The sequence below is a fragment of the Methylobacterium sp. 001424705 genome (genome assembly GCF_059816145.1).
The window spans coordinates 140,435-156,315 of record NZ_JCBANU010000001.1; the positions used below are offsets into that span (position 1 = coordinate 140,435).

The window sequence follows — 15,881 nt, forward strand, 5'->3', positions numbered from 1 at the left end:
GGGTTCAGCGAAGCTGAGTCTTTTGAAGCGACTGAGCCCGGCGCTCTTGGAAAGCACCGGGCTTCAGGAAGCAGTGTCCGATCTGGCGATGGCGGCCCGATGACGGGCCGCCGCAGCGGGATCAGGCGGCAGCGGCAGCCTCGACGAAGCCGCGGGCCTGGTCGACCCAGCCGTCGCGACCGATGCGGCCGTTCAGCTTCAGGTCGGCATCGACCTTGGCGACGTCGTCGGCGCTCATGGAGGCCAGCTGCCAGTAGTGATAGATGCCGGCTTCGTTGAGCTTCTGCACGATCTGCGGGCCGGCGCCGTGGAGCTTGGACAGGTCGTCGGGCGCGCCGCGGGGGGCCGAGAGCAGCTCGAAGTGCTCGGTGGACTCGACGAGGGCGGCGACGTCGGCCTGGTTGACCGAGCCCGACTCGACGGAGGTCGCGCCGTCGTCGTTCGCCGGCAGCTCCTCGGCGACCGGCTCCTCGGAGGCGCCGAGATCGATGCCCATCGAGCCCTGGCCGCGCGAGATGCCGTCGATGGCGGCGCGGGCGATCAGGTCGCAGTACAGGGCGATGGCGCGGCCGGCGTCATCGTTGGCGGGAACGACGTAGGTGATGCCGTCCGGGTTGCAGTTGGTGTCGACGATGGCCGCCACCGGGATCCCGAGGCGCTGGGCCTCCTTGATCGCCAGCTGCTCCTTGTTGGTGTCGATCACGAACAGCAGGTCCGGCACGCCGCCCATGTCCTTGATGCCGCCGAGCGCCTTCTCGAGCTTGTCCTTCTCGCGGGCGAGCATCAGGCGCTCCTTCTTGGTGAGGCCCTGGGCCCCGCCGTCGAGGGTCTCGTCGACCTTGCGCAGGCGCTGGATCGAGCCCGAGATGGTCTTCCAGTTGGTCAGCATGCCGCCGAGCCAGCGGGAGTTGACGTAGTACTGGGCCGAGCGCTTGGCGGCTTCCGCGATGGTGTCGGCCGCCTGGCGCTTGGTGCCGACGAACAGCACGCGGCCGCCCTTGGCGACGGTGTCGCTCACCGCCTGCAGGGCCTGGTGGAGGGCCGGCACGGTCTGGGCGAGATCGATGATGTGGATGTTGTTGCGCGTCCCGAAGATGTAGGACTGCATCTTCGGGTTCCAGCGGTGGGCCTGGTGTCCGAAGTGGGCGCCGGCCTCGAGAAGCTGACGCATGGTGAAATCGACGGCCATGTCTTTTGTACTCTCCGGTTGGTACCGCCGCGGAGGAAGCGATCGCGCCCGAGGGACGACGACCACCGGAAACGCCTCATTCAGGCATGAGGCCGGCTCCGCGTGTGGAATGGGCGGGGCCTTAACAGAGCCCGGCCGCCGAGGCAAGGTTCGCCGGGGCGGTCGATCTCACCGGATCGACGCCGCGATCGCCTGCTGGATCGCCAGGATGTTGGCGCCGCGCTTGAGGGTCTTGCGGATCGGCTCGGGTCGGCCCGACACCCAGATCGCCAGTTCGGAATCGAGGTCGAAGCTGCCCGCCGTCTCCACCGAGAACGACGTGATCGCCCGGTAGGGCACGGTCAGGTACGAGACCTTCCGGCCGGTGAGGCCCTGCTTGTCCACCAGGATCAGGCGCCGGTCCGTGAACACGATGAGGTCGCGCAGGATCCGGAAGGCGACCTGCACCGGCTCGCCCTCGGTGAGGATGCCGGCCATCTGCTGGTTGACCTCCGCCGGCGAGAGATCGCTGCCGTGGCCGAGCAGTCCATCGAGAAAACCCATCGCGCGCCGTATCCCCCTGAAGCCTCGCCGCACCTATGTAGGGGCACGTCCGCCGTTCCGTCAGGGCGCCACGCCCGTGCCCGGAGTCCGCCTCCATGTCCTTTTCTACCTCACGGCCGAGCCGCCTCCGGCTCGGCGTCAACATCGACCACGTCGCGACCGTGCGGAACGCCCGCGGCGGCACGGCGCCCGATCCGATTCGCGCGGCCCGCGAGGCGGTCGCGGCGGGAGCGGATGGGATCACGGCGCATCTGCGCGAGGACCGGCGGCACATCCGCGACGCCGACATAGAAACGCTGGCGCGCATCCTGACGGTGCCGCTCAATTTCGAGATGGCGGCCACCGACGAGATGATCGAGATGGCGATCCGGCTGAAGCCGCATGCCGCCTGTCTGGTGCCGGAGAAGCGGGCGGAGCGCACCACCGAGGGCGGCCTCGACATCATCGGCGGCCAAGACGCCCTGCAACCCCGCATCGCCCGCCTGTCCGAGGCCGGCATCCGGGTCTCGCTCTTCGTCGAGCCGGACGAGGCGGTGATGGAGGCGGCCCGCCGGCTCGGGGCGCCGGTGGTCGAGCTCCACACCGGCAGCTACTGCGAGGCGGTGGCCGAGGGCGACGCCACGCGCACGGCGCACGAGCTCGACCGCATCGCCCGGGCGGCCGCCCACGGGGCGGGACTCGGCCTGGAGGTCCATGCCGGTCACGGCCTGGCCCTCGACAGCGTCGGTCCGGTGGCGGCCCTGCCGGAGATCGCCGAGCTGAACATCGGCCACGCGCTCATCGGCGAGGCGATCTTCGTGGGCCTGCCCCAGGCGATCCGCGACATGCGCGCTGCCATGGACGCGGCCCGGGCATGATTCTTGGCATCGGCTCCGACCTCTGCGACATCCGCCGGATCGAGAAATCGCTGGACCGTTACGGCGAGCGCTTCACCCATCGGGTCTTCACCGATGGCGAGCGCGCCAAATGCGATGCCCGCGCGGCGCGGGCCCCCTCCTATGCCCGTCGCTTCGCCGCAAAGGAGGCCTGCGCCAAGGCGCTGGGCACCGGCATCGCCCGGGGCGTCTTCTGGCGCGACATGGAGGTGGTGAACCTGCCCGGCGGCCGGCCGACCCTCCGCCTCACCGGGGCGGCCGCAGAACACCTCGCCGCGATGGTCCCGGCCGGCCACGTGCCGAAGCTGCACATCACCCTCACGGACGACCCGCCCATGGCTCAGGCCTTCGTGATCATCGAGGCGGTGCCGGACAGCACGCCCGGGACTTAGCCGATAGCCCCCTGCGTTGCGGCGCCTTTCCGCATGGTCTATGCCGCCGGTCGACCGTCAACGACGGAAGCCGCCCGGAATCCGGGCGCGAGCGTCGGACCGGAGATGGCAGCCAGATGGAACGTGCCCGCGTGGACCAGCAGACGAAGCGTGACCTGAAGGCTGCTGACACCGGCACCTGGGCGAGCATCAAGGAGACGCTGAAGGTCGGCGGCCAGGCGCTGCTGATCGCGCTGGTGGTGCGCACGCTCCTGTTCCAGCCGTTCAACATCCCCTCGGGCTCCCTCGTTCCCACGCTCCTGATCGGCGATTACCTGTTCGTCTCGAAATATTCGTATGGCTATTCGAAGTACTCCCTGCCCTTGAGCGAGTACCTGCCCTTCACGGCCGATGGCAGGATCTGGGGCGCCGAGCCCAAGCGCGGCGACATCGCCGTGTTCAAGCTGCCCAAGGACAACGCCACCGACTACATCAAGCGCGTCATCGGCCTGCCCGGCGACAAGATCCAGATGAAGGCCGGGCTGCTCTACATCAACGACGTGCCGGTGAAGCGCGAGAAGATCGCGCCCTTCGAGACCACCGGGCCGTACGGCGAGCAGGCCAAGGCCGAGCAGTACCTCGAGACTCTTCCCAACGGCGTCACCCACCGGGTGATCGAGCGCGACGGCGACAACGGCTACTGGGACAACACCGAGCCCTACACCGTACCGCAAGGCCGGTTCTTCATGATGGGCGACAACCGCGACAACTCGACGGATTCGCGCGATCTCGCCAATGTCGGCTTCGTGCCGTTCGAGAACTTCGTCGGCCGCGCGGAGATGATCTTCTTCTCCATCGACGAAGGCACGCCGGCATGGCAGATCTGGAACTGGCCGGCGAAGGTGCGCTGGAACCGGCTGTTCACGACCATCCACTAGGACGTTATCCATCGTGACCGAAGAGGCGCGTCCCTCCAGCCGGGCGCGGCGCGCGCCCCGTCCGAAGCCCGACCTCGCGGTGCTCGAGGCGCGGGTCGGCCACGTCTTCGCCGACCCGAAGCTGCTGGTCCAGGCCCTCACCCACGTGAGCAAGGCCGGCGGGAACGGGCGGCTCGGCAGCTACCAGCGCCTGGAATTCCTGGGCGATCGCGTCCTCGGCCTCGCCATCGGCGACCTCCTCTACGAGGCGTTTCCGCAGGCCGACGAGGGCGAGCTGTCGCGGCGTCTCGCCGGGCTCGTCCGGCGCGAGACCTGCGCCGCCGTCGCGACCACCTGGGACGTCGGCCCGCATCTCGCCCTCGGCCCCGGCGAGGTCCAGAGCGGCGGACGGCGCAACCAGACCATCCTGGCGGACGTGTGCGAGTCGATCCTCGGGGCGGTGTTCCTCGATGCCGGCTACGAGGTCGCCAAGGGCATCGTCAACGCGGCCTTCACCCCCGACACCGACACGGCGGCCCCCCGCGGCCGCGACGCCAAATCGGCCCTGCAGGAATGGGCCATGGCCCGGGCCCTGCCGATCCCGTTCTACGAAGTGGTCGAACGCTCGGGCCCCGACCACGCGCCGGTGTTCCAGATCGCCGTCCGCGTCGAGGGACTGGAGGCCGGCATCGGCATCGGCCCCTCGAAGCGCCTCGCCGAGCAGGAGGCCGCCCGCCTCGTGCTGGAGCGCGAGATCACCGGCCCCGCTCCCTCCCGAACCCAGGAGACGTCGGCGGACGTCGCTGAAGGACATGCCCCCGATGCCTGACGCCGATGTGCCCGACGACGACTTCGACGGCGACGACGACTTCGCCCCGCCACCGCTGCAGCCGCTTCCCGCGGTGACGATGCCGGAGAACACCACCGCAGGGTTCGTCGCGCTGATCGGCATCCCCAATGCCGGCAAGTCGACGCTGCTGAACAGCCTCGTGGGCACCAAGGTTTCGATCGTCTCCCGCAAGGTGCAGACCACCCGCGCCCTGGTGCGCGGCATCGTCATGCACGACACCGCGCAGATCATCCTCGTCGACACGCCGGGGATCTTCGCCCCCAAGCGCCGCCTCGACCGCGCGATGGTGCATTCGGCCTGGAGCGGCGCCTCGGATGCCGATGCGGTCTGCCTGCTGATCGACGCCCGCAAGGGCGTGAGCGAGGAGGTCGACGCGATCCTGGCCAAGCTGCCGGACGTGAAGCGCCCCAAGGTGCTGATCTTGAACAAGATCGACCTGATCCCGCGCGACCGCCTGCTGGCCCTCGCGGCCTCCCTGAACGAGCGGATTCCGTTCCTGCACACCTTCATGGTCTCGGCCCTGAACGGCGACGGCATCGAAACGCTGAAGACGACGTTGGCCGGCATGATGCCGAAGAGCCCTTGGCTCTACCCGGAGGACCAGGTCTCGGACGCGCCGATCCGGATGCTCGCCGCCGAGATCACCCGCGAGAAGCTGTACGACCGCCTGCACGAGGAACTGCCCTACCGCTCCACCGTCGAGACGGACCAGTGGCAGGTGCGTCCCGATGGATCGGTCCGCATCGAGCAGACCATCTTCGTGGAGCGCGAGAGCCAGCGCTCCATCGTGCTCGGCAAGGGCGGCCAGACCATCAAGGCCATCGGCCAGGCGGCCCGCCACGAGATCGCGGAAGCGGCCGAGCAGACGGTGCACCTCTTCCTGCACGTGAAGGTGCGCGAGAACTGGGCGGACGATCCGGCGCGCTATCGGGAGATGGGTCTGGAGTTCCCGCGCGGCTGAGCATGGGCTATGAGAACGGGAGATCGGCACCGCGGCGATTCTTGTCGCGCGCTGGCCGAGCCTCCCGATTTCCTGTCACGCCCTGAGCCGTCGAGGCGCGCGCGCCGTCGCGCCGGATCCCGTCACGATGTCCACCATGCCTGTCTCGGAAGCCGTCTACGGCGCGCCGCCCCTGGAACTGGTGGAGGTGCCCCCGCACGCGGTCCAGCTCTCGCCGCTGAGCCCCGGCGCGGCCCGCCTCGAGGATCTGGAGCCCGGGCGCCTGGAGCGGCTCGACATCCTGGCGCCGGCCGGGACGATTGAGCGGCGCTACGTGCTGGCACTCGGCCTCAAGGCCCTGCAGCCCGGCGGGCGTCTGACGGCGCTGGCCCCCAAGGATCGCGGCGGCAGCCGTCTCGCCAAGGAACTCGCCGGGTTCGGCTGCGCGGTTCAGGAGGAGGCGCGGCGCCACCACCGGATCTGCGTCGGCACGCGCCCGGAAGCGATCAGCGGTCTCGAGGACGCCCTCCACGAGGGCGGTCCGCGCCACATCGACAACCTCGCCCTCTGCACGCAGGCCGGGATCTTTTCCTACGACCGCCTCGATCCCGGCACGGCCCTGCTCCTCGCCCACCTGCCGCCCCTCGCCGGCGCCGGCGCCGATTTCGGCTGCGGCCTCGGCATCCTGGCCCGGGCCGTCCTCCATTCGCCGAAGGTGACGGCCCTGACGCTGATCGACCTCGACCGGCGCGCCATCGAGATGGCGACGCGCAACGTCGGCGATCCGCGCGCCACCCTGCGCTGGGCCGATATCCGCGCCGGCGGCCTCGGCCTGTCGCGGCTGGACTTCGTGGTGATGAACCCGCCCTTCCACGACGGCGGCGCCGAAGACCAGGCCCTCGGCCAGGCCTTCATCGCCCGGGCGGCGGAAGCCCTGCGCCCGGGGGGCAGCCTCTGGCTCACCGCCAACACCCACCTGCCCTACGAGGCGCCCCTGAAGGCGGCCTTCAAGAGCGTGACGCTGAAGGCCTCGGCCGGCGGCTACAAGATCTACGAGGCGCGCCGATGACGCGGCCGGCCAAGATCGCGCAGCTGCGGCTCGACCGCCTGCTCGCCAATATGGGCTACGGCTCGCGGCGGGAGATCGCGCTCCTCACCCGCGCCGGCCTCGTGGTCCTCGACGGCTCGCCCCTGCGCGACGCGGATCAGCGCATCCCGGTGACGCCGGACCTCGCCCAGCGGATGACCGTCGACGGCGCCGCCCTCGACCCGCCGCCGGGCCTGACCCTGATGCTGCACAAGCCCCTCGGCGTGACCTGCTCGCACAAGGAGGCGGGCCCCCTCGTCTACGGTCTCCTGCCCGATCGCTGGCGCCGGCGCGACCCCGCCCTCTCCACGGTCGGCCGCCTGGACAAGGAGACCTCCGGCCTCCTGCTCCTCACCGATGACGGCGCCCTCCTGCATCGGATCATCGCGCCGAAGGCCAACGTGGCCAAGCGCTACCGCGTCGCCCTGGATCGTCCGCTGAAGGGCGACGAGGGCACGGTCCTCGCCTCCGGCACGCTGATGCTGGAAGGCGAGGAGAAGCCGCTCCTGCCGGTCGGGTTCGAGGCCGAGGGCGAGACCGGCGCCGTGGTGACCCTGCACGAGGGGCGCTACCATCAGGTCCGGCGCATGTTCGCCGCTCTGGGCAACCACGTCACCGCCCTGCACCGCGACCGCGTCGGAGGCCTCGGCCTGCCGGACGACCTCGCGCCAGGCGAATACCGCGTCCTCGGCCCGGCGGAGATCGCCGCGATCTTCGCGGGCGAGGCGCCCTGACCGGTCCGGAACCGGACCCGGCGCGACCTGTTGGATCGGCGAACGCCAACCCGACGGGTGATCCGCAATGAACCGGTTCTCGACGCTCCTCCTCGCCCTCGCCCTCAGCACCGGCCCGGCGAGCCTCGCCCTGGCCGACACGCCGGGCGCCGACTGGATGCCGGCCGATCAGGTCAAGCAGAAGCTGATGGCCGCGGGCTACACCAGCATCACCGAATTCGAGGCCGATGACGGCCACTGGGAGGGCGAGGGCGTGAAGAACGGCGTCAAGATGCAGTTCCACGCCGACCCGAAGACCGGCGCGATCCTCTCGGAGAAGCCGGACAAGTAAGCCGGTCCCGATCGGTCGCGAACGCCGCGATCGGCCTACCGACCCGGCCCGCCGCGTCGGGGACTCATCCCGGCCCGCCCGCGTTGCGGGGTCGACCCGCCGGCCCGGGTGGCGATCCGTTCGAAGCGGATCAGGCTCCGGGCGGCGGCTCGGACAGCCCCCCGCGTCCGCCCCGGCTTGCCAATCCCGACCGACTCGTTTATCCGCCACCCCTCGCGTTCGCTCCGGCTGGGGGCTGAACGGACGGTGTCGATTCGTTCGGCACAGGGTGAAGCCTCGTGAAGGGCCGATCCCGTCGTCCCGTGTCTCCGCCTTCGATCAACCGCTCGGGCCTTCAAACGGCTCGAAGGGCTTGGCGCCGGGCGATTGCGGATGAACCGGCCCGACGCTTCCTTTCCCGCACGTTTTTCGTGCCGTCGGGTCCCTTTGAATATGAAGGGCCCGTTAATGCCTCTCTACGAACACGTCTTCCTGGCGCGCCAGGACGTGACGGCCCAGCAGGTCGAGACCATGGTCGAGACCTACAAGGGCGTCATTGAAGCCAATGGCGGCAAGGTCGAGAAGATCGAGATGTGGGGCGTGAAGTCCCTCGCCTACCGCATCAAGAAGAACCGCAAGGCGCATTTCACGCTCCTCAACGTCGACGCCCCCCCGGCCGCTCTGGCCGAGATGGAGCGCCAGATGCAGATCTCCGAGGACGTCCTCCGCTTCATGACCGTCCGCGTCGAAGAGCTCGAGTCCGAGCCGTCGGCGATGATGCAAAAGCGCGACCGCGACGACCGCAAGGATCGTGAGCGCGGCCGTCGTCGGGACGACGAAGGCTTCGGCGGTGGTGGATTCGGCGGCGACCGCGATCGCGGCGACCGGGGTGATCGCGGCGACCGGGGCGACCGCCCCGAGCGCAGCTTCGGCGGGGAGGCTTAAGTCATGGCATTTGGTGCTGGACCCGGTGCACCCGCCGCTGGCGGGGCTGGTGGTGGTGCGGGCGGCGGACGCCGTCCCTTCTTCCGTCGTCGGAAGACCTGCCCCTTCTCGGGCGCGAACGCGCCCAAGATCGACTACAAGGACGTCAAGCTCCTGTCGCGCTACGTCTCCGAGCGTGGCAAGATCGTCCCGTCGCGCATCACGGCGGTGTCGGCCAAGAAGCAGCGTGAGCTCGCCCAGGCGATCAAGCGTGCCCGCTTCCTCGGCTTCCTGCCCTACGTGATCAAGTAAGCGCCCCGGCGCTCGCCCCGGCCCGTCACCACGGGCCGGGGCCTCACGCCGCTCGCGCGGCACACAGGTTCGTACCGGCCGATCCGACAGGTGGGCCGGGAATCGTTGGGGCCGGACGTGCCTCTAACCCTGCCCGGACCGGGACAGTGGGACAGCGGGATTGATGACACAGTTTCTCGGCATCGGTATCGGCGCGGGCCTCGTCTCCGCCCTCCTCTTCGGCGTCCTGCTGAAGGCGACGGCGCTCGCGATCCTGCTCTACCTGCTCGCCCCGCTCCCGATCCTGATCGTGGGCCTCGGCTGGAGCCACCGGGCCGCTCTCGTGGCCGCCGTCACCGGCGCCCTGGCCCTCGCCCTCGTGGTCCAGCCCTTCCTCGGCCTCGGCTTCTTCGCCTATCTCGCCCTGCCCGCCTGGTGGCTCGCCTATCTGGCGCTACTCGGACGGCCGGGCGCCGACGGCACGATGGAATGGTATCCGACCGGGCGCCTGCTCGCCTGGACCGCCGGGACGGCCGGCCTCGCCTTCGTGGCCATCGCGGTCATCGCCGCCCCGAACTACGAGACCTTCCAGTCCCAGCTGCGGGGCATGACCCGGACGCTGATCCAGGTCCGGGCTGACCGCGCCGCCAATCCGGCGCCCCCCGCTCCGAAGCCGGACGCCCCCGAGGCAGACGCCAAGCCTCCGGCCGAGGCCCCGGCCGAGCCGGGTCCGCAGGATCCCGCCGAGGCGACCCGGACCGAGGTCGCCAACGCCCTCGCGGCCATCGCGCCCGGGCTCGCCACCCACGGCCTCACGGTCCTGCTGACCTTCTATCTCTGGGCCGCCGCCCGCATCGTGCGCATCTCCGGGCGCCTGCTCCGCCCCTGGCCGGACCTCGCCGCGACGATGATGCCGCGCCGGGTGCTGGCCGTGCTCGGGGGTGCGGTGCTGCTCGCCCTGGTGCCGGGCTATCCGGGCGTGCTCGGCGTCGCCGTGGCGGGGGCGCTCAGCGCCGCTTTCGCCATCCAGGGCCTCGCCGCCTTCCACGACCGCAGCCGCGGCCGGCCCGGGCGCCTCGCCCTCCTGCTCGGCCTCTACCTGATCCTCTTCTTCACCCAGGGCGTCGCTCTCGTCGCCCTGACCCTGTTCGGCATCGCCGATACCGCCCTCGACCGCCGACGTCCCCGCGACGCGGCCGGACGACCCTGATCCTCCCCCCCCAACCGAAGGACCAACACCATGGAAGTCATCCTCCTCGAGCGCGTCGCCAAGCTCGGCCAGATGGGCGAGACCGTGAACGTGAAGCCGGGCTACGCCCGCAACTTCCTCCTCGCCCGCGGCAAGGCCCTGCGCGCCACCGACGGCAACAAGAAGCACTTCGAGACCCAGCGCGCCCAGCTCGAGGCCCGCAACCTCGAGCGCAAGTCCGAAGCGCAGTCCGTCGCCGAGACCCTCGAGGGCAAGAGCTTCGTGCTCATCCGCCAGTCGGGCGAGACCGGCGTGCTCTACGGCTCGGTCTCGACCCGCGACCTGGCCGACGTCGTCACCGCCGACGGCTTCACCGTGGGCCGCGACCAGTTCGCCCTCAACCAGCCGATCAAGACCCTGGGCCTGCACACCGTCCCGGTCGTGCTGCACCCCGAGGTGGAGGTCTCGATCACGGTGAACGTCGCCCGTTCGCCCGAAGAGGCCGAGCGTCAGGCCCGCGGCGAGTCCACCACCGAGCGCGAGGCCTTCAACCTCGACGACCTCGGTCTCGAGGTCGGTGCCGCCCTCGCCGAGGCCGGCGACGACCGCGAGTAATCACGCCACAGGACGGTGAAGAATGGGGACGACCGGCCTTAACGGTTGACTAGTTCCGCATTTGTTCCAGCATGGACGCCCGTCATCCGCGAGGATGGCGGGCGTTTCTGCGACCGCCCTCCCCGTCCGCGCGTCCAAAGAATGCGGCCGCGACGGAACGGGAAGCCGCAAAGCGCGAATCGGCTAAGGTTCGGCTAACCATGCCGGCGCCATGGTCGGGCGATAGCGACGTGCGGCGGCGGACCACCGCGCGGACGATGAATCGACGAGTCGGAGCCTCGAATCAGCCCATGGCCCTGCCCAACGCCCTGACGGCCAACCTTCAGCCCGTCGCGCAGGAATTCCGCGTCGCGCCGCACAACATCGATGCGGAGCAGGCCCTGCTCGGCGCGATCCTGGTGAACAACGACGCCTATTACCGGATCTCGGACTTCCTCCTGCCCGAGCACTTCATGGAGGACGTCCACCGCAAGATCTTCGAGGTGGCCTCGCAGCTCATCAAGGCGGGCAAGCTCGCGACCCCCATCACCCTGAAGACCTACCTGGGCGACGCCGACCTCGGCGGCCAGACGGTGATGCAGTACCTGGCGCGCCTCGCCGCCGAGGCCACCACCGTCATCAATGCCGGCGATTACGGCCGCACCATCTACGACCTCGCCATCCGCCGCCGCCTCATCACCATCGGCGAGGACCTGGTGAACGGCGCCTACGAGGCGCCGGTGGAATCCTCGCCCCGCGACCAGATCGAGGGCACCGAGCGGCGTCTCTACGAGCTCGCCGAATCGGGCAAGTACGATGGCGGCTTCCAGAAGTTCTCCGACGCCCTCACGGCCGCGGTGGACATGGCGGCCAAGGCCTACCAGCGCGAGGGCAAGCTCTCGGGCGTCGCCACCGGCCTGTCGGACCTCGACGCCAAGATGGGCGGCCTGCAGCGCTCGGATCTGATCATCCTCGCGGGGCGCCCGGCCATGGGCAAGACCTCGCTCGTCACCAACATCGCCTTCAACGTCGCCAAGGCCTACCAGTCGGAGAAGCTGCCGGACGGCCGGACCGAGACGAAGAACGGCGGCATCGTCGGCTTCTTCTCCCTCGAAATGTCGGCCGAGCAATTGGCGACCCGTATCATCGCCGAGCAGTCGGGCGTGCCGTCCTACAAGATCCGCCGCGGCGACATCCAGCCGGCGGAATTCTACAAGATCACCGATGCCGCCCGGGACATGCAGACGATCCCGTTCTACATCGACCAGACCGGCGGCATCTCCATCGCGCAGCTCGCCGCCCGCGCCCGGCGCCTCAAGCGCCAGAAGGGCCTCGATCTCCTCATCGTCGACTACCTGCAGCTGCTCTCCGGCTCGGGCAAGCGCAGCGACAACCGCGTGCAGGAGATGACCGAGATCACCACCGGCATGAAGGCGCTGGCCAAGGAGCTGGCGGTGCCGATCATCGCCCTGTCCCAGCTCTCCCGTCAGGTCGAGAACCGCGAGGACAAGCGCCCGCAGCTCGCCGACCTGCGCGAATCGGGCTCGATCGAGCAGGACGCCGACGTGGTGATGTTCGTCTTCCGCGAGGAATACTACGTCAACAACAAGAAGCCCCGCGAAGGCACGGAGGAGTTCTTCGCCTGGGAGGCCGAGATGAACCGCGTGCACGGCAAGGCCGAGGTGATCCTGGGCAAGCAGCGTCACGGCCCCACCGGCACCGTCGAGCTGCAGTTCGACGCCAACATCACGCGCTTCTCGGACCTTGCGCAGTCCGACCGCCTGCCGGAGCAGATGTAGGCGGGCGGCTTCTGGCCGGGGCCGCCTGTGCGCCGACGCGCCTCGCGGACGATCCAGGAATCCTGTAAGATCGCCCGCATTCGTGAACCGTCGCACTCGGACGCGAGAAGGAGCGACCGTGGCACATCCCAAGCGCGTCGAGGCCGAACCGCGCCTCGGCGCCTCCTATGACGGCGATCTGGCCGCCTGGTCCCTTGAACAGGCCGGACATCTGCGTCAGCGCGCCTGGGCGAAGCTCGACATCCCCCATCTGATCGACGAGGTGGAATCGGTGGCGCGCGCGGAACGGAACGCCCTGACGAGCGCACTTCGGATCATCCTGCTGCACCTTCTGAAATGGGACCATCAGCCGGACATGCGAAGTCGGAGCTGGACGACCTCCATCCGCGTCCAGCGCCTCGCCGCGCTGGAGCGGATGGAGGACAGTCCGAGCCTCGGAGCGCAGATGGAGGACCTCCTGGCCCGTGCCTATCGACGCGCACGGATCGAGGCGGCGGCCGAGACGAATCTCCCAGAGGCCACCTTTCCCGAGTCCTGTCCCTATTCCGCCGACGCGGTGCTGAACCGTGACATGCCCTGGCCCCAGGCCGCCAACGAGAAGGCGGGCATCTCATCCGAGCCCTGAATGATTTGGAACGGCGCCCGATGCTCGAAGGCACCCACGGCGCCCGCCTCACCATCGACCTGGCGGCCATCGCGGAGAACTGGCGGCGGCTCGGAGCGCAGGCGCCGGGGGTGGCGTGCGCCGCCGTGGTCAAGGCGGATGCCTATGGCTGCGGCCTCGCCCGGGTCGCGCCCGCTCTGTGGGCGGCCGGGTGCCGGACGTTCTTCGTCGCGCACCTGAGCGAGGGGATCGCGGCCCGGGCCGTCCTGCCCGAGGCGACGATCTACGTGCTGAACGGCCTCCTGTCCGGCCTCGGCCCGACGCTGGCGGCGCATGCGCTGCGGCCGGTCCTCGGCAGCCTGGAGGAACTCGCCGAATGGGCCACCCTGGCGGAGGCCGCCGCCGCCCCCCTTCCGGCGGCCCTGCACGTGGACACCGGCATGAACCGCCTTGGCCTCTCGGTGCCCGAGGCCCTGGCACTCTCGGGCGATCCGCTGATCGCGCGCGCCGGCATCGCGCTGCTGATGACCCACCTCGTCAGCGCCGAACTGGCGAGCGACCCGGTCAACGGGCGCCAGAGGGCGGATTTCGCCCGGGTCCGGGCCGCGCATCCGGGCCTGCCCGGCTCCTTCGCCAATTCCTCGGGGATCTTTCTCGGCGCGGACGCGCATCACGACCTGCTGCGACCCGGCTACGCCCTGTTCGGCGGCAACCCGACCCCGTGGAAGCCCAACCCGATGCGGCCGGTGGTGCGGTTGGACGCGCAGGTCGCGCAGATCCGCGACGTCTCGCCGGGAGAGACCTGCGGCTATAACGGCCGCTGGCGGGCCACCGAGCCGCGGCGGCTGGCGACCCTCTCGATGGGCTACGCGGACGGCTATCCGCGCGCCGCGAGCGGACGCGGCATCGCCCTGGTCGACGGCGTCCGCTGCCCCATCCTCGGGCTGATCTCGATGGACCTCGTCATCCTCGACGTCACCGACGCCCCCGAGACCCGGCGCGGCACGACCGCGACCCTGATCGGCGACGCCCTCGACGTCGACACGGTCGGACGCGCCGCCGGCACCATCGGCTACGAGATCCTGACGGGTCTGGGTTCTCGCTATGTTCGCCATTATGTGACAGGAACCGGGGCCTGACCTCCGCCTGATCCGGGCGAGTCCTCCGGCTCCTCCAGCGGAATCGCGATGGCCAAGATCCAACAGAGCTTCGTCTGCCAGTCCTGCGGGGCGGTCTACAACCGCTGGCGCGGGCGCTGCGAGGCCTGCAACGGCTGGAACACCATCGTGGAGGAGACCGGGGCCACCGGTCCCCAGTCCGGGCCGGTCAAGACGCGGCCGAGCCGGGCTCGCGGCCGCGTCTTCACCCTGGAGGGCCTGACCGGCGCGGTGAAGGAGGCGCCGCGCATCCCGTCGGGGATCAACGAGCTCGACCGCGTCACCGGGGGCGGCTTCGTGCGCGGTTCGGTGATCCTCCTGGGCGGCGATCCCGGCATCGGCAAGTCGACCCTGCTGATGCAGGCCTCCGCCGCCATGGCCCGCACGGGCGAGCGCGTCGTCTACATCTCGGGCGAGGAGGCGGTGGCGCAGGTGCGCCTGCGGGCCGAGCGCCTGGGCCTGACCTCGGCGGCGGTCGAACTGGCGGCCGAGACCAATGTCGAGGACATCGTCGAGACCCTGTCGCAGGGGCGCCCGCCGGCGCTCGCCATCATCGATTCGATCCAGACCATGTGGACCGAGACCGTGGAATCCGCCCCCGGCACCGTCACGCAGGTGCGCGGCTCGGCCCAGACCCTGATCCGCTTCGCCAAGACCAGCGGCACGGCGGTGATCCTCGTCGGGCACGTGACCAAGGACGGTCAGATCGCTGGCCCCCGCGTCGTCGAGCATATGGTCGATGCCGTCGCCTCCTTCGAGGGCGACCAGGGTCACCACTTCCGCATCCTGCGCGCGGTGAAGAACCGCTTCGGGCCCACCGACGAGATCGGCGTGTTCGAGATGACCGACATGGGACTGGCCGAGGTTCCGAATCCGTCCGCGCTGTTCCTCGCCGGCCGCGACCACGCGGCCCCCGGCACCGCGGTCTTCGCCGGCATGGAGGGCACGCGCCCGCTCCTCGTCGAGATCCAGGCCCTCGTGGCGCCCTCCTCCCTCGGGATGCCCCGTCGGGCGGTGGTCGGCTGGGACCCGAACCGCCTGTCGATGGTGCTGGCGGTGCTGGAGGCCCATGGAGGCATCCGCCTGGGCACGCACGACGTCTACCTCAACGTGGCGGGCGGCCTGCGCATCTCGGAGCCCGCCGCCGATCTCGCGGTGGCCGCCGCCCTGGTCTCGTCCCTGTCCGGGGCCACGCTGCCGCCCGAGACGGTGTATTTCGGCGAGATCGGGCTCTCCGGTGCGGTCCGCCCGGTGGCCCAGGCCCCGGCGCGGCTCAAGGAGGCGCTGAAGCTCGGCTTCGCCAAGGCGGTGATGCCGCAGGGGCGCGGCGAGGGCGGCGACGGCGCCCTCTCGACGGAGGCCCTGCGCCACATCGCCGACATGGTGGCGGGCATCGCCAGCAACGGTCCGCGCCGGGTCGCGCAGCGCCGCGGCCACAACCCGCCCGATTACGGCGACGACGATTAGGCCCTCGGCCGCACGGGCGGCCCGGTGAGCGGGCCTCGCT

The 15,881-nt window shown here is 70.2% G+C and carries 18 protein-coding genes; 16 read left to right on the plus strand and 2 right to left on the minus strand.

What is annotated here, in order from left to right; all coding sequences use genetic code 11:
- Positions 1-121 precede the first annotated feature (121 nt).
- Entirely contained in the window at positions 122-1,189 is a 1,068-nt protein-coding gene (locus AC6EUL_RS00655) for a 30S ribosomal protein S2 (RefSeq protein WP_056219011.1), read from the minus strand.
- Positions 1,190-1,357: 168 nt separating this feature from the next.
- Positions 1,358-1,732, minus strand: a complete 375-nt coding sequence (locus tag AC6EUL_RS00660; RefSeq protein WP_499868259.1) for a PH domain-containing protein — start codon at positions 1,730-1,732, stop codon at positions 1,358-1,360.
- Positions 1,733-1,827: 95 nt separating this feature from the next.
- On the opposite strand from AC6EUL_RS00660, the gene AC6EUL_RS00665 reads away from it, so the two are divergent.
- The 16 genes from AC6EUL_RS00665 (at position 1,828) to radA (ending at position 15,841) form a co-directional block, all read left to right on the plus strand.
- Complete coding sequence (locus AC6EUL_RS00665; RefSeq protein WP_499868261.1) at positions 1,828-2,589, plus strand: pyridoxine 5'-phosphate synthase; 762 nt, start codon at positions 1,828-1,830, stop codon at positions 2,587-2,589.
- Entirely contained in the window at positions 2,586-2,999 is a 414-nt protein-coding gene (gene acpS, locus AC6EUL_RS00670; RefSeq protein WP_056353278.1) for a holo-ACP synthase, read from the plus strand. Before AC6EUL_RS00665 ends, acpS begins: the two co-directional genes overlap by 4 nt.
- A 116-nt stretch (positions 3,000-3,115) precedes the next feature.
- A complete protein-coding gene (gene lepB, locus AC6EUL_RS00675) occupies positions 3,116-3,916 on the plus strand; it encodes a signal peptidase I (protein ID WP_056218999.1) in 801 nt (266 codons plus the stop codon).
- A gap of 13 nt (positions 3,917-3,929) precedes the next feature.
- The gene (gene rnc / locus AC6EUL_RS00680) at positions 3,930-4,724 is read left to right on the plus strand and encodes a ribonuclease III (RefSeq protein ID WP_056218996.1); all 795 of its coding nucleotides are present in this window, start codon (positions 3,930-3,932) and stop codon (positions 4,722-4,724) included.
- A 79-nt stretch (positions 4,725-4,803) separates the two neighbouring features.
- Complete coding sequence (era, locus tag AC6EUL_RS00685) at positions 4,804-5,706, plus strand: GTPase Era (RefSeq protein ID WP_156389836.1); 903 nt, start codon at positions 4,804-4,806, stop codon at positions 5,704-5,706.
- A 127-nt stretch (positions 5,707-5,833) separates the two neighbouring features.
- Positions 5,834-6,754, plus strand: coding sequence for a class I SAM-dependent methyltransferase (locus tag AC6EUL_RS00690; protein ID WP_156649910.1), 921 nt, complete (start codon positions 5,834-5,836; stop codon positions 6,752-6,754).
- A 14-nt stretch (positions 6,755-6,768) separates the two neighbouring features.
- Positions 6,769-7,506, plus strand: coding sequence for a pseudouridine synthase (locus AC6EUL_RS00695; protein ID WP_156394235.1), 738 nt, complete (start codon positions 6,769-6,771; stop codon positions 7,504-7,506).
- Positions 7,507-7,573: 67 nt separating this feature from the next.
- A complete protein-coding gene (locus AC6EUL_RS00700) occupies positions 7,574-7,837 on the plus strand; it encodes a PepSY domain-containing protein (RefSeq protein ID WP_056273282.1) in 264 nt (87 codons plus the stop codon).
- Positions 7,838-8,284: 447 nt separating this feature from the next.
- Positions 8,285-8,761, plus strand: a complete 477-nt coding sequence (gene rpsF, locus AC6EUL_RS00705; protein WP_055956175.1) for a 30S ribosomal protein S6 — start codon at positions 8,285-8,287, stop codon at positions 8,759-8,761.
- 3 nt (positions 8,762-8,764) lie between these two features.
- Positions 8,765-9,052, plus strand: coding sequence for a 30S ribosomal protein S18 (gene rpsR, locus AC6EUL_RS00710; RefSeq protein WP_056173092.1), 288 nt, complete (start codon positions 8,765-8,767; stop codon positions 9,050-9,052).
- Positions 9,053-9,215: 163 nt separating this feature from the next.
- Positions 9,216-10,241, plus strand: a complete 1,026-nt coding sequence (locus AC6EUL_RS00715) for a DUF2232 domain-containing protein (protein ID WP_056218984.1) — start codon at positions 9,216-9,218, stop codon at positions 10,239-10,241.
- A 30-nt stretch (positions 10,242-10,271) separates the two neighbouring features.
- The gene (gene rplI, locus AC6EUL_RS00720; RefSeq protein WP_056218980.1) at positions 10,272-10,835 is read left to right on the plus strand and encodes a 50S ribosomal protein L9; all 564 of its coding nucleotides are present in this window, start codon (positions 10,272-10,274) and stop codon (positions 10,833-10,835) included.
- Positions 10,836-11,125: 290 nt separating this feature from the next.
- Positions 11,126-12,613, plus strand: a complete 1,488-nt coding sequence (locus AC6EUL_RS00725) for a replicative DNA helicase (RefSeq protein WP_056218979.1) — start codon at positions 11,126-11,128, stop codon at positions 12,611-12,613.
- A gap of 118 nt (positions 12,614-12,731) precedes the next feature.
- Entirely contained in the window at positions 12,732-13,238 is a 507-nt protein-coding gene (locus AC6EUL_RS00730) for a DUF29 domain-containing protein (RefSeq protein ID WP_499868267.1), read from the plus strand.
- 20 nt (positions 13,239-13,258) lie between these two features.
- Positions 13,259-14,356, plus strand: a complete 1,098-nt coding sequence (alr, locus tag AC6EUL_RS00735) for an alanine racemase (protein WP_499868269.1) — start codon at positions 13,259-13,261, stop codon at positions 14,354-14,356.
- Positions 14,357-14,404: 48 nt separating this feature from the next.
- The gene (radA, locus tag AC6EUL_RS00740) at positions 14,405-15,841 is read left to right on the plus strand and encodes a DNA repair protein RadA (protein ID WP_499868271.1); all 1,437 of its coding nucleotides are present in this window, start codon (positions 14,405-14,407) and stop codon (positions 15,839-15,841) included.
- Positions 15,842-15,881: the final 40 nt, after the last annotated feature.

Coding starts and splice junctions, on each gene's coding strand:
- AC6EUL_RS00655 (WP_056219011.1), bottom strand. CDS start 1,189: ATGGCCGTCGATTTCACCATGCGTCAGCTTCTCGAGGCCGGCGCCCAC.
- AC6EUL_RS00660 (WP_499868259.1), bottom strand. CDS start 1,732: ATGGGTTTTCTCGATGGACTGCTCGGCCACGGCAGCGATCTCTCGCCG.
- AC6EUL_RS00665 (WP_499868261.1), top strand. CDS start 1,828: ATGTCCTTTTCTACCTCACGGCCGAGCCGCCTCCGGCTCGGCGTCAAC.
- acpS (WP_056353278.1), top strand. CDS start 2,586: ATGATTCTTGGCATCGGCTCCGACCTCTGCGACATCCGCCGGATCGAG.
- lepB (WP_056218999.1), top strand. CDS start 3,116: ATGGAACGTGCCCGCGTGGACCAGCAGACGAAGCGTGACCTGAAGGCT.
- era (WP_156389836.1), top strand. CDS start 4,804: ATGCCGGAGAACACCACCGCAGGGTTCGTCGCGCTGATCGGCATCCCC.
- AC6EUL_RS00690 (WP_156649910.1), top strand. CDS start 5,834: ATGTCCACCATGCCTGTCTCGGAAGCCGTCTACGGCGCGCCGCCCCTG.
- AC6EUL_RS00700 (WP_056273282.1), top strand. CDS start 7,574: ATGAACCGGTTCTCGACGCTCCTCCTCGCCCTCGCCCTCAGCACCGGC.
- rpsF (WP_055956175.1), top strand. CDS start 8,285: ATGCCTCTCTACGAACACGTCTTCCTGGCGCGCCAGGACGTGACGGCC.
- rpsR (WP_056173092.1), top strand. CDS start 8,765: ATGGCATTTGGTGCTGGACCCGGTGCACCCGCCGCTGGCGGGGCTGGT.
- AC6EUL_RS00715 (WP_056218984.1), top strand. CDS start 9,216: ATGACACAGTTTCTCGGCATCGGTATCGGCGCGGGCCTCGTCTCCGCC.
- rplI (WP_056218980.1), top strand. CDS start 10,272: ATGGAAGTCATCCTCCTCGAGCGCGTCGCCAAGCTCGGCCAGATGGGC.
- AC6EUL_RS00725 (WP_056218979.1), top strand. CDS start 11,126: ATGGCCCTGCCCAACGCCCTGACGGCCAACCTTCAGCCCGTCGCGCAG.
- alr (WP_499868269.1), top strand. CDS start 13,259: ATGCTCGAAGGCACCCACGGCGCCCGCCTCACCATCGACCTGGCGGCC.
- radA (WP_499868271.1), top strand. CDS start 14,405: ATGGCCAAGATCCAACAGAGCTTCGTCTGCCAGTCCTGCGGGGCGGTC.